Origin of the sequence: Aeromonas sp. 102P (assembly GCF_051920345.1) — a bacterium.
Classification (GTDB): Bacteria; Pseudomonadota; Gammaproteobacteria; order Enterobacterales; family Aeromonadaceae; genus Aeromonas; species Aeromonas veronii.
The window spans coordinates 3,604,546-3,624,424 of record NZ_JBQBCZ010000001.1; the positions used below are offsets into that span (position 1 = coordinate 3,604,546).

The 19,879-nt window shown below is 60.8% G+C and carries 16 protein-coding genes; 4 read left to right on the forward strand and 12 right to left on the reverse strand.

All coding sequences use genetic code 11. The features are described from left to right. Positions 1 to 64: 64 nt before the first annotated feature. Positions 65 to 910, reverse strand: a complete 846-nt coding sequence (locus ACTG1K_RS16780) for an endonuclease/exonuclease/phosphatase family protein (RefSeq protein WP_005350508.1) — start codon at positions 908 to 910, stop codon at positions 65 to 67. 107 nt (positions 911 to 1,017) lie between these two features. Here ACTG1K_RS16780 and ACTG1K_RS16785 point away from each other — a divergent pair, with 107 nt between their 5' ends. Next, a complete protein-coding gene (locus ACTG1K_RS16785; RefSeq protein ID WP_005337874.1) occupies positions 1,018 to 1,242 on the forward strand; it encodes a hypothetical protein in 225 nt (74 codons plus the stop codon). Here the strand turns inward: ACTG1K_RS16785 and yciA are convergent, their stop codons facing one another. The 6 genes from yciA to ACTG1K_RS16815 form a co-directional block, all read right to left on the reverse strand. After that, entirely contained in the window at positions 1,243 to 1,647 is a 405-nt protein-coding gene (gene yciA / locus ACTG1K_RS16790; protein ID WP_005337875.1) for an acyl-CoA thioester hydrolase YciA, read from the reverse strand. Between the two features lie 59 nt (positions 1,648 to 1,706). After that, entirely contained in the window at positions 1,707 to 2,525 is an 819-nt protein-coding gene (locus ACTG1K_RS16795) for an SDR family oxidoreductase (RefSeq protein WP_101530948.1), read from the reverse strand. A 153-nt stretch (positions 2,526 to 2,678) separates the two neighbouring features. Next, positions 2,679 to 3,278 carry a hypothetical protein gene (locus ACTG1K_RS16800; RefSeq protein ID WP_267518065.1) on the reverse strand — a complete coding sequence of 200 codons (600 nt, stop codon included), beginning with the start codon at positions 3,276 to 3,278 and terminating at the stop codon, positions 2,679 to 2,681. 209 nt (positions 3,279 to 3,487) lie between these two features. Further along, positions 3,488 to 7,063, reverse strand: a complete 3,576-nt coding sequence (nifJ, locus tag ACTG1K_RS16805; protein WP_429150452.1) for a pyruvate:ferredoxin (flavodoxin) oxidoreductase — start codon at positions 7,061 to 7,063, stop codon at positions 3,488 to 3,490. After that, positions 7,060 to 8,706 (reverse strand): NAD(P)-binding protein, encoded by a 1,647-nt coding sequence (locus ACTG1K_RS16810; protein WP_101530509.1) that lies wholly within the window; start codon positions 8,704 to 8,706, stop codon positions 7,060 to 7,062. The genes nifJ and ACTG1K_RS16810 overlap by 4 nt, the downstream gene beginning before the upstream one ends. Positions 8,707 to 8,882: 176 nt before the next feature. Next, entirely contained in the window at positions 8,883 to 9,635 is a 753-nt protein-coding gene (locus ACTG1K_RS16815; RefSeq protein ID WP_101530508.1) for a substrate-binding periplasmic protein, read from the reverse strand. Between the two features lie 77 nt (positions 9,636 to 9,712). Between ACTG1K_RS16815 and ACTG1K_RS16820 the strand changes: the two genes are divergently transcribed. Continuing rightward, positions 9,713 to 11,563, forward strand: a complete 1,851-nt coding sequence (locus ACTG1K_RS16820) for an MOSC N-terminal beta barrel domain-containing protein (protein ID WP_429150450.1) — start codon at positions 9,713 to 9,715, stop codon at positions 11,561 to 11,563. 222 nt (positions 11,564 to 11,785) lie between these two features. Further along, entirely contained in the window at positions 11,786 to 13,498 is a 1,713-nt protein-coding gene (locus tag ACTG1K_RS16825; protein ID WP_101530507.1) for a methyl-accepting chemotaxis protein, read from the forward strand. A 76-nt stretch (positions 13,499 to 13,574) separates the two neighbouring features. On the opposite strand, the gene htpX is transcribed toward ACTG1K_RS16825, so the two are convergent. From htpX to bioB, 5 genes are all read right to left on the reverse strand, one after another. Continuing rightward, positions 13,575 to 14,447, reverse strand: coding sequence for a protease HtpX (htpX, locus tag ACTG1K_RS16830; protein ID WP_005337890.1), 873 nt, complete (start codon positions 14,445 to 14,447; stop codon positions 13,575 to 13,577). A gap of 113 nt (positions 14,448 to 14,560) precedes the next feature. Continuing rightward, positions 14,561 to 15,238 carry a dethiobiotin synthase gene (bioD, locus tag ACTG1K_RS16835; protein WP_005337893.1) on the reverse strand — a complete coding sequence of 226 codons (678 nt, stop codon included), beginning with the start codon at positions 15,236 to 15,238 and terminating at the stop codon, positions 14,561 to 14,563. A gap of 59 nt (positions 15,239 to 15,297) precedes the next feature. Further along, positions 15,298 to 16,113, reverse strand: coding sequence for a malonyl-ACP O-methyltransferase BioC (gene bioC, locus ACTG1K_RS16840; RefSeq protein WP_429150448.1), 816 nt, complete (start codon positions 16,111 to 16,113; stop codon positions 15,298 to 15,300). Then, complete coding sequence (bioF, locus tag ACTG1K_RS16845; protein ID WP_429150446.1) at positions 16,106 to 17,302, reverse strand: 8-amino-7-oxononanoate synthase; 1,197 nt, start codon at positions 17,300 to 17,302, stop codon at positions 16,106 to 16,108. The genes bioC and bioF overlap by 8 nt, the downstream gene beginning before the upstream one ends. Continuing rightward, positions 17,299 to 18,387, reverse strand: a complete 1,089-nt coding sequence (gene bioB / locus ACTG1K_RS16850) for a biotin synthase BioB (protein ID WP_204379549.1) — start codon at positions 18,385 to 18,387, stop codon at positions 17,299 to 17,301. The genes bioF and bioB overlap by 4 nt, the downstream gene beginning before the upstream one ends. Before the next feature lie 193 nt (positions 18,388 to 18,580). Here bioB and bioA point away from each other — a divergent pair, with 193 nt between their 5' ends. Beyond that, the gene (gene bioA / locus ACTG1K_RS16855) at positions 18,581 to 19,855 is read left to right on the forward strand and encodes an adenosylmethionine--8-amino-7-oxononanoate transaminase (RefSeq protein ID WP_204379548.1); all 1,275 of its coding nucleotides are present in this window, start codon (positions 18,581 to 18,583) and stop codon (positions 19,853 to 19,855) included. Positions 19,856 to 19,879: the final 24 nt, after the last annotated feature.

Below are 19,879 nucleotides of genomic sequence, written 5' to 3' on the forward strand. Positions count from 1 at the left end.
AAAAAAATCCGGCGCTATCAGGCGCCGGATTTTTTTATGGGCAACACGCGCACATCATCCCCGATCAGGGGGTCACCGACTGGGCGGCAAAGCGCGCAATGATGGGGTTGTGATCCGAGCTGTCGGTGGCCGGTGAACTCACCTCGACCAGATCCAGATTGCGGTAGTAGAGGTGATCCAGCGGGCGACCAAAGGCGGTGCGGCGCAGATCAGGCACCGGCACGGCCTCTTGCAGACCCAGCTCGTCCACCAATTTGCTTAACCAGAACTGACGCTTGTCGCTCCAGGTGTTGAAATCACCGGCCAGAATAACCGGCCCCTGATGGCGGCGCACCAGCGCAGTCAGATCGTTGAGCTGCTCGCGGAAGGTAGCCATCCCCAGCTCGAAATTGACCGCATGGATATTGATGACCATGACGCCGTCAGGATCGCCCTGCAGCGGATAGAGGCTCACCAGTCCGGATTTGGGGATGCGCAGCAAAGGCTCGGGGGAGCGCACGCCACAGACGAACGCCTGCGGAGTCTTGGCCACCGTCATAACCCCGAACGACACGCCGCCCTGGGTGAAGGCTTGCAGCTGTTGCCACTGGAAATCACCGGCGCGCAGCCAGTCGAGCATATCGGGACGAGTGGCCGACTCTTGCAGCAGCACCAGATCCTGCCCCTTGGCATAACTGTCCATCCCTTCACGCCAGTTCTTACGCTGGCCCTTGTAGAGATTCCACACCGTCACCCCGAATTCACGGGGCAGCGCCGTGGTCGCCAACGCTACCAGCGGCGGACGCTGGCAGTCGAGTCCCGGCACAATCCCTTGAGCTGTGACCAGATGGTTCTGATCCGGCACCTCAAAACAGCCTACCAACCCCAGGGTCAGCAGGGAGGTGCCAAGAATGCGATAACTATTTTTCATTGGCTAACAACCACCCGCCTTTGCTTTTTGTTGCGACCATCACAAACGTCATCCACGCCGACTAAGCTGATAGTCCCTGTTCCACCCAACCAGAAGGACCTTGTCTCATGGCGAAAGAACTTCGGTATAACGTGACGTTTTATGATCAACAAGGAAATTGTCATCAAGTGGAGCTGGCCACCGTCTATCAGATAAGACGGGACCCTCAATGCGATCTCTGCCTGTTTGACACCCTGCAATATGTGGGCTCGGAAGAGATGCTGGAACGCATGATACGGCAAAAAACCGGGCTTGAGCAGGAAATATCCATCATCAATGCCCGGCTGATTTAATCAGGCACTCACCGGAACCGGGCGGGATTTGCCCTGTTCGTCGATGGCGACATAGGTGAAGATCCCCTCGGTCACACAGTAACGCTGGGCGTCGTTTTCCCGCAGTACCGGCTTGACCCACACCTCCAGCTTGAGCTTCATGGAGCTGCGGCCGATCTTCATGCAGCGGCCGTAGCAGCAAACCACATCGCCCACCTTGACCGGACTGTGAAAGGTCATGCCTTCGACGGATACGGTACAAATACGTCCTTTTGCCAGCTCCTTGGCCATGATGCCCCCACCTATATCCATCTGGGACATGATCCAGCCACCAAAGATGTCGCCATTGGGGTTGGTATCGGCTGGCATTGCCAGGGTTCTCAGCAACAACTCCCCATCGGGGTGACGTTTTGTATCTACCATCATTACCGCCTCTCTCTCATGGATGGCGGCATGATAGGGGGCGATCACCCCCTTGGCAAACCTCAATTGCCCGAGGCGGCGAGCTCGGCAAACCAGTGGGCCGGATCGGGCCAGCGATAGTTGAATCCCATCTGCTGACAAATCAGCTGACCGTCGATGGGCTGAAATTCACCGGCAGGCTCGATAAAGACCGGCGCAGGCAGCCCCTGCTGGCGCGCCGCAAAGGGATAGAACTGCTCGCGGCGCGGATGCACCGGCGCGCTCAGGTTGAACACATCCCCGTCCTTGCCCCGATCCAGCAGCAGCATGCAAGCCGCCACCACATCGTCCAGATGGACCAGATTGACCGACTGGGCGCCACCATCCAGCGTCTTGCCCGCGAGGAAACGGCCGGGATGGCGATCCGGGCCATAAAGGCCGGAGGGGCGCACTATCATCACCGACTCGAAACCGGCCGCCAGCACCGCCTGCTCCGCCGCCAGCATCCGCTCACCACGGGCATGGCGCGGTTTGGGCTGTTCACCCTCCTGCTGCCCCGCGCCCCATACCGAGGTGGCGCTGACAAACAGCACCCGCCGGGTGCCATTCGCTTTGGCCAACGCGCAAGCCCTTGCCACCGCCTGCGGGTAGTCATCGGTCTTGCTGGGCGGTACGCAGATAACCAACGATTCGCAGGGGATGGGCCACGCATCCGACATATGGGCAGAAATCGTCAGCGGATAGGCGTTGATCCCCTCCCCCTGCAGACGGGCCGCCTTCTCGGCGCTGCTGACCGTCACCGCCACCTGCTTGCCTGCCGCCAGCAGGGTCCGCGCCAGCGGCAGCCCCAGCCACCCCGCCCCCAGAATGCCGATCGTCCCAGCGATATGTTGTTCTGTCATCGTCCCTTCTCCTGCTTGACGCTATTTGCCCCGCAGCTTACCTGCCACAGTATAAAAAGGAAGCCTCTCTACTGAACTTAAAAAGCCAGTGCCTACTTTTACTTCGTTGTTCAACCTCCCATTAGAAGTTGAATGAAAACGGTCCTAATGCTTTCAATAAAGTACTTGAGGTAACGTTCGGTAAATTGCGGCCAAACCAACAACACCTAAGATTAAAATCAAAGAACACATAATATATGTGACAATAAATCCAATCTCACCCCTCTTAACTCTACACCACTCCAATTTTAATATATCTCCAGCAGGGTTAATTATTTTATCATTCATGGCATCATGATTCGGACATCTATTTTCGTTCAACGCTAACACAGCGTCATCCAGTGACTTTAACAATTCGCAATTCAACTTTTTCAATCTTTTGTCAGAGTCATTCTTGTTAAGTCTTAAATGAATCATAATTTTATTCTGCAACAACAATCCATACGTATCGTAAAACTGCTGATCTAACTCCTTTCTCATGGCTTCCTCATTCTGAGCTCTGCTTCTGTCTCTTTTTTTCTGAAGAAATACACATTTATTAAAATTGCTAATAAAGTTAGAAACTTCAGAGCGTAAATTGTTTATCCAATCCTGTCGAAAATCAGATATTTTTGAATGCTTGGAGTTTAATTGAGAGAAAAAAGCAAACGCAGCAGTAAGCCATGCTGCGGCTAATGCAGCAGTCGCAACATATAGCGTATAAGTGTTTTGCATACCAACCTCTTTTCCAGTTTTGAATTAATTACATAAAACAAAGCCATTAGATTTTATTAAAAGTATCCTGCCCAGCTTCTTCCAACATATCAACACCTTTCTTCACTACACATATTATTATGGTGATCAGATTGCAGAAATAGGCATCCATGACCTGCTAATAAAAAGCGGGCCAATGGCCCGCTTGGTTATATTTCACTCACCCATTCTCACACCGGCGGATGGAAATGGCTGGCTTCGCGGGTGGCCATCTCCTCGTAGGTGGCCCACTTCTGCCACGCCACTTTTTGTGCCACCTGCATCAGCCGTTCGGCCTCCTCCGGATGGCTCTGGGCCAGCACCCGATAACGGGTCTCCTCCTGCCGATATTCAGCAAGGGGAATGGAGGGGCGTAGGCTGTCGAGGCTAAAGGGGTTCTGCCCCGCGCTACGCAGTACCGGGTTGTAGCGCATCAGCGGCCAGTGACCAGAGGCCACAGCGCGTTTTTGCTGAGTCAGACCAAACTCCATATCGATGCCGTGGGCGATACAGTGGCTGTAAGCGATGATAAGCGACGGCCCCGGATAGGCTTCGGCTTCACGCAAGGCCTGCAGCGCCTGCTGCGGGTTGGCACCAAAGGCGATGCGGGCAACATAGACGTTGCCGTAGGAGATGGCCTGCAACGCTACATCCTTCTTGGCCAGCGTCTTGCCTCCCGCCGCGAACTTGGCGACGGCACCGAGCGGCGTCGATTTCGACATCTGGCCGCCGGTGTTGGAGTAGACCTCGGTATCCATCACCAGCACGTTCACATCGCGCCCAGAGGCGAGCACGTGATCGAGCCCCGATGAGCCGATGTCATAAGCCCAGCCATCGCCGCCGATGATCCAGACCGAACGACGCACCAGCTGATCGATGAGTGACAGCAGCTCGCGGGCCTTGCCGGATTTCACCTCTTCCAGCCGCTCGCGCACTTGGGCCACTCGGGTACGCTGGGCGCGGATCTCCGACTCCAGCCGCTGCGGGGCGCTGATAAGCGACTCGACCAATGCCTCACCCAGTTCCCCCTTCATCGCCTGCAAGGCCGCCACCGCCTGACCGTGATGCTGATCGGCGGTGAGACGAAAACCAAAGCCAAACTCGGCGTTGTCCTCGAACAGGGAGTTCGACCAGGCCGGCCCCTTCCCTTCGCCGTTCTTGGCCCACGGGGTAGTCGGCAGGTTGCCGCCATAGATGGAGGAGCAACCGGTGGCATTGGCCACCAGCATGCGATCGCCAAACAGCTGGGTCAGCAGCTTGAGATAGGGGGTCTCACCACAACCGGCGCAGGCGCCGGAGAACTCGAACAGGGGTTCGAGGAACTGGGCACCGCGCACAGTGGAGAAGTCCACCCGCTCGCGGGCAGGCCACGGCAGACTCTCGAACCAGCGCAGCGCCTGTTTCTGGCCAGCCAGATGCGGCGCCTTGTCCATCATGGCGATGGCTCGCTCGCCTTCATGGCTCTCATCGGCCCCAGCCCGCACCGGACAAGCCTGCACGCACTGACCGCAGCCGGTGCAATCCTCCGGATAGAGCTGCAAGGTGTAGCGGCTATCGGGGAAACCCTTGGCGGTGACGGGCACCGACTGGGCCGCTTCGGGGGCGGTCGCCAGCCAGTCCTGATGGTAGAACTTGGCCCGCAGCGCCGCGTGGGGGCAGACAAAGACGCAGTTGCCGCACTGGATGCAGATATCGGACTGCCAGATCGGGATCTCGCGGGCGATATCCCGCTTCTCGAAGCGGCTGGTGGCGGTGGGGTAAGTACCATCCACCGGCAGCATGGAGACGGGAATGAGATCGCCACGCCCCGCCAGCATCTCGCCGGTGACCCGCTGGACAAACTCGCTGCCGCCCGGTGCCAGTGGCAGCGGATAGTCACTGATCTGCTCGTCACCGGCAGGGATCGCCACCTTGCTTAAGTGAGCAAGGGTATCGTCCACCGCCGCGAAGTTGCGCGCCACCACCTCGGGCCCCTTGCGGGCATAGCTCTTCTCGATGCTCTCCTTGATCAGCGCTATCGCCTCGTCCCGTGGCAGCACCCCGGCCAGCGCAAAGAAGCAGGTCTGCATAATGGTGTTGATGCGATTGCCCATGCCGTTTTGCTCGGCCACCCGATCCCCATCGATGCAGTAGAGCTGGATATTGAGGGCACGGATACGGGCTCGCAGCCGCTCGGGCAGCTGGCCCCACACCTTATCAGCCTCATAGGGGGCATTGAGCAGCAGGGTTGCCCCTTCCGCAGCGTGCTCCAGCAGATCGACCGATTCAACAAAGCCCCACTGGTGGCAGCCAATAAAACTCGCCTGCTCGATAAGCCAGGGGGCGTCGATGGGCTCGGGGCCAAAGCGCAGGTGGGAGACGGTGCGCGATCCCGACTTCTTGGAGTCGTAGACGAAGTAGCCTTGGGCGTGGAACCCCTCCAGCTCGCCGATGATCTTGATGCTGTTCTTGTTGGCGCCGACTGTGCCGTCGGCGCCGAGGCCGAAGAAGAGCGCCCGCACCCGGCTGGCGGGCTCCAGATCGCCGATGGGGTGCCAGGCCAGACTGAGGCCCGACACATCGTCCACTATCCCCACGGTAAAGCGCGGGCGTGGCGCATCGGATGCCAGCTCCTCGAACACAGCCGCGCACATGGCGGGGGTGAACTCTTTGGAAGAGAGGCCGTAACGGCCGCCACTGAGCCAGGGCAACCGCTTGATAAGGCCGCGCTGCAAGCCGTCGATCAGCGCGCTCTGCACATCCAGCAGCAGCGGCTCGCCGCCCGCCCCCGGCTCCTTGGTGCGATCCAGCACCGCCATGCGCCGCACGCTCTGCGGCAGCGCGTCGAGCAGCGCCTGTACCGGGAAGGGGCGATAGAGGCGCACAACCAAGACCCCGGTCTTGCGATCCTGTTGGTTGAGCCAATCCACGGTGGTGCGGGCGGTGGCCGCCCCCGAGCCCATCAGCACGATGACGTCGGTGGCATCGGGCGCGCCGTGGTACTCCACCAGCCGGTAGTGGCGACCGGTCAGCTCGCCGAGGTTGTCCATGCATTGCTGCACTCGCGCCGGTACCGCTTCGTAGAAGGGGTTGACGCTCTCGCGGGACTGGAAGTAGGTATCCGGGTTCTGGGCTGTGCCACGCATCACCGGATGATCCGGGTTGAGCGCCCGCGCACGGTGAGCCCGCACCCAGTCGTTGTCGATAAGGGCGCGAATTTCATCCCGATGCAGGGCGGTGATCTTGTTCACCTCGTGGGAGGTACGGAACCCGTCGAAGAAGTGGATAAAGGACACCCGGCACTGCAGGGTGACGCTGTGGGCGACCAAGGCCAGGTCCTGCGCCTCCTGCACCGAGCCAGAGGCGAGCATGGCAAAGCCGGTGCTGCGCGCCGCCATCACATCCTGATGGTCGCCAAAAATCGACAGCCCCTGCGCCGCCAGCGAGCGGGCCGCCACATGGAACACCGCCGAGGTCAATTCACCGGCGATCTTGTACATGTTGGGCAGCATCAGCATCAGCCCCTGACTGGCGGTGAAGGTGGTGGCCAGCGCCCCCGCCTGCAGGGCGCCGTGTACCGTACCGGCTGCTCCTCCTTCGCTTTGCATCTCCACCACTGTGGGAATGTTGCCCCACAGGTTGGTCTGCCCCTCCGCCGCCCAGGCATCGGCCAGTTCGGCCATGGTCGAGCTCGGGGTGATGGGGTAGATGGCACACACTTCACTCAGCTGGTACGCCACCCGGGCCGCGGCTTCGTTGCCGTCGACCATGATCAGTTCATGTTTCATTGGGACTCCTCCGGTTGGCGCAGCTCGATGGCGTGACAGGGGCACTGGTCGTGACAGGCACCGCAGCCGGTGCAGCGCTCGGCATCCACCTGATAGCCTTTGCCCGGCCCCAACTTGGCGATGGCCTGTTCGGGGCAACTGCCATAGCAGCCGTCGCACTCGAAGCAGTTGCCGCAGGAGTAGCAGCGCGCCGCCTCGTAGCGGGCGGCCACCTCATCCAGCCCGCCGATGATCTCGCCAAAGTCATCCCGCGCCCACGCCGGTTTGACCGGCTGACTGCTGGCGGGCGCGTGGGTCTGGAACCAGAGTTGCAACTGCTCCGGCCCCACCAGCGGGTAGGAGACCATCTTTTGGTAGTGGCGACCGCGCAGCCAGGCATCCATATGGCGCGCCGCCTTCTTGCCATGGCCGGTGGCGATGGTGACGGTGCGCTCGGAGGGCACCATGTCGCCGCCCGCAAACAGACCCGGCACATCCGTCATCAGGTTGCCAGCCACCTGTACGACCCCCTCCTTGTTGACCCGCACGCCGGGAATGCTCTCCAGCACCGAGAGGTCGACCTCCTGACCGAGCGCCAGAATAAGGGAGTCCGCTTCGAGGGTTTCAAACTTGCCGGTGGGCACCGGCTTGCCCTCGGCATCCAGCGCCATCACCTCCACCTCGATATTGGTGTTGTCGAGCTGGCGGATGCTGCGCAGCCAGTTGATCTTGATCCCCTCCTCCTCGGCCTCGTCGGCTTCAAAGGCGTGGGCAGGCATATGGTCCCGGTCGCGGCGATAGATGATCATTGCCTCTTCAACGCCCAAACGGCGGGCGGTACGGGCCGCATCCATGGCGGTATTGCCACCCCCATAAATCGCTACCCGCCGTCCCAGTTTGGGGGGCGGTAAGCCTTGTTCTTCGGCCAGACTGGCCTGCTCGAGGAAGCTCACCGCATCGAGGATCTTGCCCGCTTCCCGGGCCGGAATATCGACCCGCTTGGCCAAATGGGCGCCGATGGCCATAAAGACGGCATCAAAGCCCCCCTCATCGCGCTCACGCAGCACATCCTCCACCTTGTGGTTGAGAGTCAGCGTCACCCCGGCCGCCACGATGCGGGCCACCTCCCGATCCAGCACATCGCGAGGCAGACGGTAGGCAGGAATACCGAAACGCAGCATGCCGCCCGCCAGCGGCCCCGCTTCGCGGATCTCCACCTGATGACCGAGCCGGTTGAGATGCCAGGCGCAGGAGAGGCCGGAGGGACCAGCGCCTATGACCAGCACCTTCTTGCCGCTGGCAGGGGCAGGTGGCGCAGGCTGCCAACCACGGGCCAGCGCTTCGTCGCCGAGGAAGCGTTCGATGGCGTGGATAGAGACGGATTCATCCACCTGACCGCGGTTGCAGGCGCTCTCGCAGGGGTGATAGCAGACCCGGCCATGGATGGCGGGCAAGGGGTTCTCTTCGATCAGGGTCTGCCAAGCCGCCTCAAAACGGCCGGCCTGAGCCAAAGAGAGCCAGGCCTGGATATTTTCTCCGGCCGGGCAGGCGTGATTGCAGGGTGGCAGGGCCGGCCGCCAGACGGGTAGCCGAGTACGCACCGGGCCTGTTCCCGTTTTCAGGGAAAGATCCGGCAATGGGGTCATGTCCAGTTGTTTGCTCATACATTGCTTTCTTCTTTTTGTGTGACAGGCCCCACCCGATGGCGCTTGATACCGTGTAGCCAAAGCGGACGGTGGCCGGATGGGGAAGAAGCGAAAGCGTTAGAAACTGGGAACTGAGTCGATAATGGCCGCTTTTTTGTACTGATTAGCGAATCAGGATCAAAAAATGTTGCACTTTATGGTTCATAGAGACCAGAACGTGACTCAAGTAACATCTTCTCCAGCTGACCGCTGGCTTTCAGTTTGGCGAGGCCCCGATTGAAGGTTTTGATCAGCTCGTCAGCGTTGGCACGCTTGCGGCTGATCAGCAGGTGACCTTCGACCTTCATCACGGGTTTTGAATGGGTTGCAAAGAGATCGACCGTGCTGGCCGGGTAGAACTGACGCAGGGAGTAGTAGCCGACATCTATGTTCTCCAGGGTCAGGTCGGCGCGGCCGGAGAGCAGCAGATCAAAGCTCTGGCGCAGCCGGGTGACGAACTGCACCTGCAGCGGCACCTGCGCGATGGCTGCAAAAAAATCTGCATTGTAGGTATAGCCACTGACCGCAGCCAGCTTGCGATCCGCCAGATCCTGATAGCTGCGCCATTCCAGCGGATCGGACTTGAGATAGAACCAGACGTAGGTTTCGCTCAGGATGGGATCGCTGTAGAGATGGGTTTTGCGCCGCTCGCTCGACTCATACCAGTGGACTGTGCCATCCACCACTCCCTCCTCCGACAAGCGAAAGGCCCGCTTCCAGGGAAGAAACTGGAACTTGACGCTCACCCCTTCACTCCTGAATGCCTCGCTCACCACATGAGGGATAAGCCCCTGATATTTCAGCGTCTCGGAGCAGTAAGGGGGATACTCTCCCGTGGTCAGGGTCAGCTCCTGCGCCCAGAGCCCGTGGCAAAAAAGGCTCCCCGCCAGCAACCAGCTTATTTTCATCCCGATGCCCTCTTGTTCTGTTTTCCCAACTATAGACCGCCCCCTTGAAAGGATTGCCGGATCGCCGGGGAACCGTTATGTTCCCCTTTTTCCAGGCGATTGCGCCGCGTCACAAGGATATGAAGATGCCCAGGCTAGACAGCATTCACCTCTACCCCATCAAATCGACTGCAGGCATGCCGCTGGCTCGCGCCCGGGTGACCGAAGAGGGACTGGCAGGGGATCGACGCTACATGGTGGTCAAACCGGACGGCACCTTTATCACCGCCCGTACCCATCCCCAGCTGCAACAGGTCGTGGCCACCCCCATCGAAGGGGGCTTGCAACTGCGCTATCCGGGCTTTGAACCGCTCACCCTGCAAGAGGTCGACTTCAGCCGCGCCCCGCAAGCTACCGGAGTCTGGAGCGACCGCTTCACCGCCCTGCACACCGACCCCAAAGCCGATGGATGGCTGAGCCGGGTGGCAGGGGAGACGGTGCAACTGCTCTGGCTGGGTGAAACCTCTGATCGCTTTCGTGAAAAGACCGGCACCCGGGTCAGCTTTGCCGACGGTTATCCGCTGCTGCTGATAAGCCAAGCCTCCCTTGAGGATCTCAATCTGCGCTCCGATGCGCTGCACCAGATGAGCCAATTCCGCACCAATCTGGTGGCAAGTAACACCCAGCCCTTCGAGGAGGACAGCTGGGTGCGTATCCGCATCGGCGAAGTGGAATTTAAAGTGGTCAAGCCCTGCAGCCGCTGCATCATGACCACGGTGGAAGCAGGCACCGATCGCTTCAACGCCCTGAAAGAGCCGCTGGCCACCCTCACCCGCTACCGCCGTGGCGAGGATGGCGAGGTCTACTTCGGCCAGAATCTGGTGGCGCGGAACGAAGGGTGGATTGAGGCAGGCAGCGAGATCGAGGTACTGGAGCGCACCCGTCCGGTGGTCTATCCCGCCGCCGCACCGAAGAAGCGCGAGCTGGTCTGCGTGGCCCGCGAACCGCTGGCGCGGGATCTGGAGACCTTCTGGTTCGAAGCAGCCGATGGCGAGCCTCTGCCCGACTACCTGCCGGGCCAGCATCTGCCCATCAGCCTCGATATCAAAAATGAACGGATTCAACGACGCTATACCCTGAGTTCTACGCCAGATCATCCGGAGCGTTACAGCATCAGCGTCAAGAAGGTGGAGGGTGGTCGCATCTCCCACTGGCTGCACCAGCAACTGCAGGTGGGCGACCGGCTGCTGGCCGCCAACCCCGCTGGTGAGTTTCACTTAGGGTCCGAGCGCAACCTACTGTTGCTCTCCGCAGGCTCCGGCGTCACCCCCATGCTGGCGATAGCCCGCACCCTGGCGCTACGCGGGGAGCTGGAAGAGGTTCACTTTATGCACCTGTGCCGCAGCGAAGCGGACATTCCCGCCACCAGCGAACTGCACGCCATGGCGCAGCAGGGGATGACCCTCACCATTATCCTGAGCCAGCCGGACAATCACTGGCAGGGGCTGCAAGGGCGACTCAATGATGAGCATCTGCGACTGGTCAAAGAGCTGGCCGAAAAAGAGGTCTTTATCTGTGGCCCCCACGGCTTTATGGCCGATGCTGCCGCCAAAGTTGCAGCCCTCGGCGTTCCGGCCGCACGGATCAAACAGGAGAGTTTTGGCGGCGCTATTCTCTCGGTGGCCCGCCCCCATGAGGCGGTACAACTGCGTATCGGCGCCCAAGCCTTTACCGGCAACAATCAGGGCACAGTGCTGGATCAGGCTAACAAGCAAGGCGTAGAGCTGCCATGGAGCTGCCGCGCCGGGATCTGCGGCAGTTGCAAACAGACGCTGCTCTCGGGCGAGGTGGATCACCCCGACGCCCCCGCCATCACCGCCGCCGAGCGGGCCGAAGGCAAGATCCTTGCCTGCTGCGCCGTGCCGCTCACCGACCTTGAAATCCTATGATCGGGTGATCGGGCCGCATTAACTCACGCCACCCCAGATGACCGGGGAATTGACCCCGGTCATCTTTATCCACACTTGTTCACCTGATCCGCCCTTAATTTGTCCCCACGGCCTTCATCAGTGAGTTTCCCTTCCTATACTCTCAGAGCAAAAAGCCTTGCCAGCCATTGACTTGGCGATGCTCCATACGACACTCAGCCATAGGGAAAGGACGCCCATACCATGGAACAGAACAAGCCCGCCTTTCAGCTCAACCTGCTGCTATCCGTCATCACCCTGGTCCTGCTGTCACTGGTGTTTTTCGCCTATAGCTGGGCGGGTAAACAACTGGAAGAGAGTTATCGACAACAATATGTCTCCTACCTGCTGGCCGACGAACTGCGCCAATCCTCCGATGACCTGACCCGACTCGGGCGCACCTACGTCATCACCAAGGATCCAGCCTACGAACAGCAGTACATGCGGATCCTGGCCATTCGCAACGGCGAACAGCCGAGACCGGATGGCTACAACCGTATCTACTGGGACTTTGTCGCCGCCAACGGCCAGAATCCCCGCCCCGACAGCAATGTTCGCCGTGGCCTGATCGACCTGATGAAGGATGCCGGTTTCACCGACGGTGAACTCGCCAAACTGAACGAGGCCAAAAACAACTCGGATGCGCTGGTCAACACCGAGGTCGCCGCCTTCAAACTGGTGCAGCAGAGCGATGGAGACCCGGTTGCCAACCAGCAAAAAGCCATCGCCATGATGCATGACAAAGCCTATCACCAGAACAAGGGACGCATCATGTCCCCTATCGATGACTTCTACGTGATGATGGAGCAGCGCAACCATGAGGCAGTCGAGAGCGCCATCGCCAATACCGACATGCTGCGCTATCTCTTTATCGCCCTCGGTCTGGTGTTGATGTTCTTCCTCTGGCGCACCTATCGCTCCCTGCTCGATCTGGTGGGCACCTCGGTCGAACAGCTCAAGACCGATCTCCATATGATGGCGGAAGGGGACTTCTCGCGCCCCATCAAGGTGCCGCCAGGATCGAAAGAGAGCCTGATCGGTCTGCTCGGCGGTATGCAGACCACCCTCAAGGGGATCATCGCCAAGGTCTCCCACTCCACCGAGGAGTTGTCCCACTCTGCCGACAGCATCGCCCAAATTGCCGAGCAGACCGCCCAGTTTGCCACTGATCAGCAAACCAGCACCCAGACCATGGCCGCCGCCATCGAGGAGCTGGTGGTGAGCATCAGTCACCTCTCCGACAACGCCACCCATGCCGACGAGCTGAGCAAGGTCTCCGCCAATACCCTGGAGGAGGGTTCGGGGGTCATTAAAGAGACGCTTGGCAGCATCGAGAATATCTCCACCACGGTGGGGGATGCAGCCAGCACCATCTCCGAGCTCAACGGCCATACCCAGCAGATTTCGGAGATCATCGGGGTGATCCGCGGCATCGCCGATCAGACCAACCTGCTGGCCCTCAACGCGGCCATCGAGGCGGCGCGGGCCGGTGAACAGGGTCGCGGCTTTGCGGTGGTCGCCGACGAGGTGCGCAATCTGGCCAGCCGCTCGGCGGCGTCAACCCAGCAGATCACCGGGATGATCAGCAAGATCCAGAGCGGGGCCGATGCCTCCATCCGCAGCATGGAGAACACGGTCAACAACGTCTCCCGTGGGGTCACGCTGGCCAACCAGACCGGCGAGGCGATCGCCAGCATCCAGAGCCACGCCTCCAACCTCACCGGCCTGATGGGGGAGATCAGCCACACGCTGCGCGAGCAGTCCACCGCCGCCAACGAGGTAGTCTCTACCGTCGGCAACATCACCTCCCTCTCCGAGCAATCGGGGGATGCCGCCCGTCACGTGTCCCAAGAGGCGGCCAAGCTCAAGCAGCTGTCACGGGTACTGCGCCAGGAGATGGGGCACTTCAAGCTTTAAAGAACGCTGAAAAGCAAAACGGCTGCCCGAAGGCAGCCGTTTTTTATTCGGGGTATTCCCCGTCATTCAGTATCTATCAACCACGCAGGGCGGCGATGCGCTGCTCGATAGGCGGGTGGCTCATGAACAGCTCGCTCATGGAGCGCTTGCCGTTGATGCCAAAAGCCATCATGGAGCCTTCCAGCTGCGGCTCGGCACCGCGAGAGAGGCGCTCAAGGGCGGCAATCATCTTGTCGCGACCTGCCAGCTTGGCGGCACCGGCATCGGCACGGAACTCGCGCTGACGGCTGAACCACATGACGATGATGGAGGCCAGAATACCGAACAGCATCTCCAGCACGAACACGGTGATCATGTAGGCAAAACCGCCGGTGCTGCTGCTCTCTTCCTCGTTGTTGGAGCTGAAGAAGTTGCTGATCACGCCAGCCACGATCCGGGCGAAGAACATCACGAAGGTGTTCACCACCCCCTGGATCAGGGTCAGGGTCACCATGTCGCCGTTGGCCACGTGGCTCACCTCGTGAGCCAGTACCGCTTCCGCCTCGTCACGGCTCATGCTGTAGAGCAGGCCGGAGGAGACCGCCACCAGCGAATCATCGCGGCGGGCGCCGGTGGCAAAGGCGTTCATCTCGGGAGAGTCGTAGATCCCCACTTCCGGCATCTTGATACCCGCTTCGCGGGCCTGACGGGCCACAGTACTCACCAGCCAGTGCTCGGTCTCGTTACGGGGTTGCTCGATGACCTGGACGCCATAGCTGCGCTTGGCCATCCACTTGGACATCAGCAAGGAGATAAAGGAACCCCCAAAACCGAACACGGCACAGAACACCAACAGCCCGGAAATGCTGGACTTGTTGATCCCCAGAACCGAGAACAGGATATTGAGTACCACCCCCAGCACCAGCATGACGGCCAGGTTGGTCACCAGGAATAGCATAATTCGCTTCATATAGACTCCTTGTGAAGATAAGGGACATGACCGGGGATCACTCGGGATCCCCACCTGATCATGTTAATGTCGACATTCTAGGGAGATTCGATGAATGTTCGCTGAATATGCCGTCAAAGTAGCGGCGAGATATCGAGACGCCCCTGCAAATCGGCTTCAAGCGGATTGTTTATAAACGGAATTTCGCCGAGGAAGGGAGCTGGCAGCAAGCCCCTCAGGGTGTCCAGATTTTCCTGATAATGGCTCATGGAACCATGGAGCCGATTAATTACCCACCCCGCCACCGGCAGCTGATCATTGCGAATGGCGGCAAAGGTGAGCAGCGCATGATTGAGGCAACCCAGCTTGGCCCCCACCACCATGATCACCGCCATGTTCTCCTGCTTGACCCAGTCCGACAGCAGATGCTTGCGATCGAGCGGCAGATACCAGCCCCCTGCCCCTTCCACTACCGCCAGTTCGGCCCCGGCCTGTTCAATCTTGCGTAGCCCCTCGCTCAACCCCTGCATGGTGATAGGCTGGCGCGCCTCGCTGGCGGCGATGTGGGGCGCAATCGGCGGCTCATAGGCGAACGGATTGACCACCTCATAGGGCAGCGGCAGACTCGCCGCCTCCTGCAACAGAACGGCATCCAGGTTGCGCAGCCCGTCCGGAGTGCGAGCACATCCGGCCGAGACCGGCTTGTAACCCGCGCACTTGATTCCCTGTGCGCTGAATTCGCGCAGCAGGGTGCGCGCCACCAGCGTCTTGCCCACATCGGTATCGGTGCCGGTGATAAAGAATGATTTCATACGGTTCTCTCCTTGGCAGGGCCCGTTGACTACCCTGCACACAATGCGATTCCCGGCGCTCAGCGAGGCTTGCTGAGGCGGCCGAGGCACACCCGATAACTGGCGACCAGCCTGCCATCGGGCTGGCGAAACGCCTCATACGCCTGCGCCAGCTGCTGCAATCTGGCGCGACCGCTCAGACCGGCCGGGGCGGCACTCCCCTGATTGTCATTGATCTGATTGGCCCCAATCCCCTTGAGATCGCGCAACAACTGCGGCAATTCAAGATAGGCGAGATCCCAGGTGATACAACGCAGCTCGGGAGCAGATACCCCAGCGCTAGCCAGCGCCTGCTCCAATTGTGGCAGGCAGAGGAAGCGATTGACATGGGCGCGACCATCAAGCTGCTGCCAGGCGGCTCGCAACTGCCAGAGCGACTCATCGAGCAGGGTCGAGAAAAAGATCTGGCCGCCCGGTTTGACCACCCGCAGCAGCTCGCCGAAAGCCTGGGCCGGACGCTCGCACCACTGCAGCGCCAGACTGGAGAAAATCCAGTCGAACGCGTTATCGGCGAAAGGAAGCTGCTCCGCATCGCCGCAGAGCAGGCGGGCGCCGCAGCCACGCAAGGCGGCCTGCGCCAGCATGCCGGGGGCGAGATCCAGCCCCACCAGCTGGTGACAACGGTTCGCCAGTTGGGGCAAGAAAAAGCCGGTGCCGCAGCCCAGATCCAGCCCGCTCACCGTCAGATCAGTGCCAACCGGACTGCTCGGCATCCATTCCAGCAGCGCCTGACCCACCTCCTGTTGAAAGCGGGCATGGGCATCGTAATGACGAGCGGCGGCGCCGAAACGGCGAGCAAGCTGCGCCTTGTCGACCGTTTGAAAACGCTCAGTCATGGTGAGCCTCCCCAAGCGTTGTAGCTGCAGGGCAGACCCCCAAGGCATCGAGCAGGCGATCCAGATCCTGCTCGCGGTGAGCAGCACTCAGGGTAATACGCAGCCGGGCCGTACCGACCGGCACCGTGGGCGGGCGGATGGCGCTCACCCAGACGCCGCGCTCCCGCAGCCGTTCAGCCAGTTGCAGGGCAACACTGCTCTCCCCTACCAGCAGCGGCTGGATGGGGGTGTTGCTCGCGCCAAGCTGCCAACCCAACGCCTGTGCCCCTTGCCGGAAGCGAGCGATCAGCTGGCCAAGATGGGCGCGGGACTTATCAGCCGCGCGCACCAGTTCGATGCTCTTGCTGACCGCGCAGGCCTGGGCGGCGGGCATATGGGTGCTGTAGACATAGTGGCGAGCGAAGTTGACCAGATACTCCACCAGCTCGCGGCTGCCGCCGACAAAGGCACCGGCAACCCCGAGCGCCTTGCCAAAAGTGCCCATCTGGATGTGTACGCTGGCAGGAGGAACCCCCTGCGCCGCCAGCGTGCCACGCCCCTCGGGTCCCAGCACGCCGAGACCGTGGGCATCGTCGATCATCAGCCAGTTGCCGCTTTGGGCGGCGAGGGTTGCGAGATCGCGCCAAGGGCCCTGATCCCCGTCCATGCTGAACACCCCCTCCGAGACGATGAGCCCGCGATTTGGTTCAAGCTGCCGTTCAAGGGCCGCCATATCGTTGTGGGCAAAACGCTTCATCTTGCAAGGGAGCTGGCTGCCCATCTCCTGCAAAGAGGCGTGGTTGAGTTTGTCCTGCCACAGCAGATGTTCCTTGCCGAGCAGCGCTTTGAGCACCGCCTGATTGGCCGAAAAACCGCAGTTGAACAGCAGCACCGCCTCCACCCCGAGCCACTCGGCCAGGGTCTCCTCAAGCTGTTGGTGGGCACGGCTGTACCCGGTCACCAGCGGCGAGGCGCCGGAGCCCGTGCCATAACGTTCAATCCCCGTGTTGAAGGCGGCCTTGATGGCGCCGTGATCCGCCAGTCCCAGATAGTCGTTGGCGGAAAAGTTGAGGTAGTCGCGCCCCGCAACCCTGAGCCGCCCGCCACTCGCCACGTCGGTCGCGATGCGGTTGCGCAGCAGACCCACCTGCTCGCGCTCGGCCAGAGCCGTGCCCAACACAAAGGGGCCCGTTACTGCAGGGCCGTTCATGACCGCGCAGCCCTTGCACGGGGGCGGGTGGCGTCATAAAACATCTCGGCAGGCTCGCTCTGGCGACTCACCTCGGCCAGCAGTTCCTCTTCTTGAACCTGATCCGGCTTCTGGGCCCGCTGGGCAGGGCGAATGCCGAGCCGCTTGAACAGCTGCATATCGCTGTTTTCGTCCGGGTTGGGGGTGGTCAGCAACTTGCAGCCATAGAAAATGGAGTTGGCCCCGGCCATAAAACACATGGCCTGCATCTGCTCATTCATCTTCTCCCGCCCGGCTGAGAGGCGCACATGGGAGGCGGGCATCATGATCCGTGCCACGGCGATGGTGCGGATAAATTCGAACGGATCGAGGTTCTCCTGATCCTCCAGCGGCGTTCCCTTCACCTTGACCAGCATGTTGATGGGCACACTCTCCGGGTGGCGCGGCAGGTTGGCGAGCGCCATCAAGAGGCCCGCACGGTCTTTGGCCTGCTCGCCCATGCCGACGATACCGCCGGAGCACACCTTCATCCCGGCACCGCGCACATGCTCCAGGGTATCGAGTCGATCCTGATAGGTGCGGGTAGAGATGATCTCGCCGTAAAACTCGGGCGAGGTATCGAGGTTGTGGTTGTAGTAATCGAGCCCCGCAGCGCCAAGACGGGCCGCCTGATCGGCGGTGAGCATCCCTAGCGTCATGCAGGTCTCCATACCGAGCCCGCGCACCTCCTCGATCATCCGGATGATGTAGGGCATGTCCTTCTCTTTGGGGTTGCGCCAGGCGGCCCCCATGCAAAAGCGTGACGAGCCGTTGGCCTTGGCTTCGCGGGCCCGCTCCAGCACCTTCTCCACCTCCATCAGCCGCTCGGCCTCAAGACCGGTGTGGTAACGGGCGCTCTGGGGGCAGTATTTGCAATCTTCCGGGCAGGCGCCGGTCTTGATGGAGAGCAAAGTACTCACCTGCACTTCATTCGGGTCAAAGTGGGCGCGGTGGACGGTCTGGGCCTGAAACAGCAGATCGTTGAACGGCAGGGCAAACAGGGCCTGAACCTCGGCGAGGGTCCAGTCATGACGAAGGGCGTGACCGCCCGCGGTGAGAGCATTCATACATGGCTTCCGGTTGTTATTAGTGGGATCCTGCGCCCGCCATCTTGGGATGGACGGCCACAAAACCCGCCGCCGGGCCTGCGCGCTCAGGGTGATGCGCAGTGCCAAGTGGCTGAAATTGTTGGCTAGTGTAGAGAGCACGCGTAGACTGTCAACACCGACCAGATCAAACCAATTGACAACAGAACAGCAAATGACCAATCAAGAATTCGACCTGCACCACATCTGGCACCCCTATACCTCCCTCACTCACCCCCTACCCTGCTATGAAGTGGCCAGCGCCAAAGGGGTGACCATCACCCTCAGCGATGGCCGCAAACTGGTGGATGGCATGAGCTCCTGGTGGGCTTGCGTGCACGGCTATCAGGTGCCGGAGTTGGACGCCGCCGCCACCGCCCAGCTCGGCAAGATGTCCCACGTGATGTTTGGCGGCCTCACCCACGCTCCGGCGGTTGAGCTCTGCCGCAAGCTGGTGGAGACCACTCCGAAGGGGCTTGATCGGGTATTTCTGGCTGATTCCGGCTCGGTAGCAGTGGAAGTGGCACTCAAGATGGCGCAGCAGTACTGGCACGCCAAGGGGACGCCCAGAGCCAAATTTGTCGCCCTGCGCAGCGGCTATCACGGCGACACCTTTGGCGCCATGAGCGTCTGCGATCCCGATGGCGGCATGCATGAGCTCTACAAGGGATTCCTGCCGGAGCACTATTTTGTCGAAGCACCCAGCTGCCGCTTCCACGCCGAGTGGGATGAACAGTGCGTGGTGGAGCTGGCGACACTCATGGCGGATCATCACGAAGAGATCGCCGCCATCGTACTTGAGCCCATAGTGCAAGGGGCTGGCGGCATGCGCTTCTATCACCCCCGCTACCTGCAGTGGGTGCGCGCCCTGTGCGACGAATTCGGCGTGCTGCTGATTGCCGACGAGATCGCCACCGGCTTTGGCCGTACCGGTCAGCTGTTTGCATGCGACTGGGCGGGGATCAGCCCCGACATCATGTGTCTGGGCAAGGCGCTTACCGGCGGCTACCTCACCCTCTCGGCGACCCTGACAACCGAGCATGTCGCCCATACCATCTGTAACGGCAAGGTCGGCGTCTTTATGCACGGCCCCACTTTTATGGGCAATCCCCTCGCCTGCGCGGTGGCCAACGCCTCCATCGATCTGCTGCTGGCCTCACCGTGGCAGGAGCGGGTGCGCACCATCGAGCATCAGCTGCGTACCGAGCTGGTAGAGCTGACCCTGCACCCGGCGGTCGCGGATGTGCGGGTGCTCGGCGCCATCGGGGTGGTGGAGATGAAAGAGCGGGTGGATGTAGCGCGCATCCAGCGCAAGTTTGTCGAACTGGGCGCCTGGATCCGCCCCTTTGGCAAGCTGGTCTACCTGATGCCCCCCTTCGTCATCACCCCTGAAGAGTTGCGGGTATTGACCGGCGCCATCAGTCAGGCCATCACCGAAGGCGAGTTTTAATGCATGCAGCGGGCGGCCATCGCT

Excerpts from the sequence above, each read along its gene's own strand:
- ACTG1K_RS16780 (WP_005350508.1), bottom strand. The coding sequence starts at position 910 with ATGAAAAATAGTTATCGCATTCTTGGCACCTCCCTGCTGACCCTGGGG.
- ACTG1K_RS16785 (WP_005337874.1), top strand. The coding sequence starts at position 1,018 with ATGGCGAAAGAACTTCGGTATAACGTGACGTTTTATGATCAACAAGGA.
- yciA (WP_005337875.1), bottom strand. The coding sequence starts at position 1,647 with ATGATGGTAGATACAAAACGTCACCCCGATGGGGAGTTGTTGCTGAGA.
- ACTG1K_RS16795 (WP_101530948.1), bottom strand. The coding sequence starts at position 2,525 with ATGACAGAACAACATATCGCTGGGACGATCGGCATTCTGGGGGCGGGG.
- ACTG1K_RS16800 (WP_267518065.1), bottom strand. The coding sequence starts at position 3,278 with ATGCAAAACACTTATACGCTATATGTTGCGACTGCTGCATTAGCCGCA.
- nifJ (WP_429150452.1), bottom strand. The coding sequence starts at position 7,063 with ATGAAACATGAACTGATCATGGTCGACGGCAACGAAGCCGCGGCCCGG.
- ACTG1K_RS16810 (WP_101530509.1), bottom strand. The coding sequence starts at position 8,706 with ATGAGCAAACAACTGGACATGACCCCATTGCCGGATCTTTCCCTGAAA.
- ACTG1K_RS16815 (WP_101530508.1), bottom strand. The coding sequence starts at position 9,635 with ATGAAAATAAGCTGGTTGCTGGCGGGGAGCCTTTTTTGCCACGGGCTC.
- ACTG1K_RS16820 (WP_429150450.1), top strand. The coding sequence starts at position 9,713 with ATGTTCCCCTTTTTCCAGGCGATTGCGCCGCGTCACAAGGATATGAAG.
- ACTG1K_RS16825 (WP_101530507.1), top strand. The coding sequence starts at position 11,786 with ATGGAACAGAACAAGCCCGCCTTTCAGCTCAACCTGCTGCTATCCGTC.
- htpX (WP_005337890.1), bottom strand. The coding sequence starts at position 14,447 with ATGAAGCGAATTATGCTATTCCTGGTGACCAACCTGGCCGTCATGCTG.
- bioD (WP_005337893.1), bottom strand. The coding sequence starts at position 15,238 with ATGAAATCATTCTTTATCACCGGCACCGATACCGATGTGGGCAAGACG.
- bioC (WP_429150448.1), bottom strand. The coding sequence starts at position 16,113 with ATGACTGAGCGTTTTCAAACGGTCGACAAGGCGCAGCTTGCTCGCCGT.
- bioF (WP_429150446.1), bottom strand. The coding sequence starts at position 17,302 with ATGAACGGCCCTGCAGTAACGGGCCCCTTTGTGTTGGGCACGGCTCTG.
- bioB (WP_204379549.1), bottom strand. The coding sequence starts at position 18,387 with ATGAATGCTCTCACCGCGGGCGGTCACGCCCTTCGTCATGACTGGACC.
- bioA (WP_204379548.1), top strand. The coding sequence starts at position 18,581 with ATGACCAATCAAGAATTCGACCTGCACCACATCTGGCACCCCTATACC.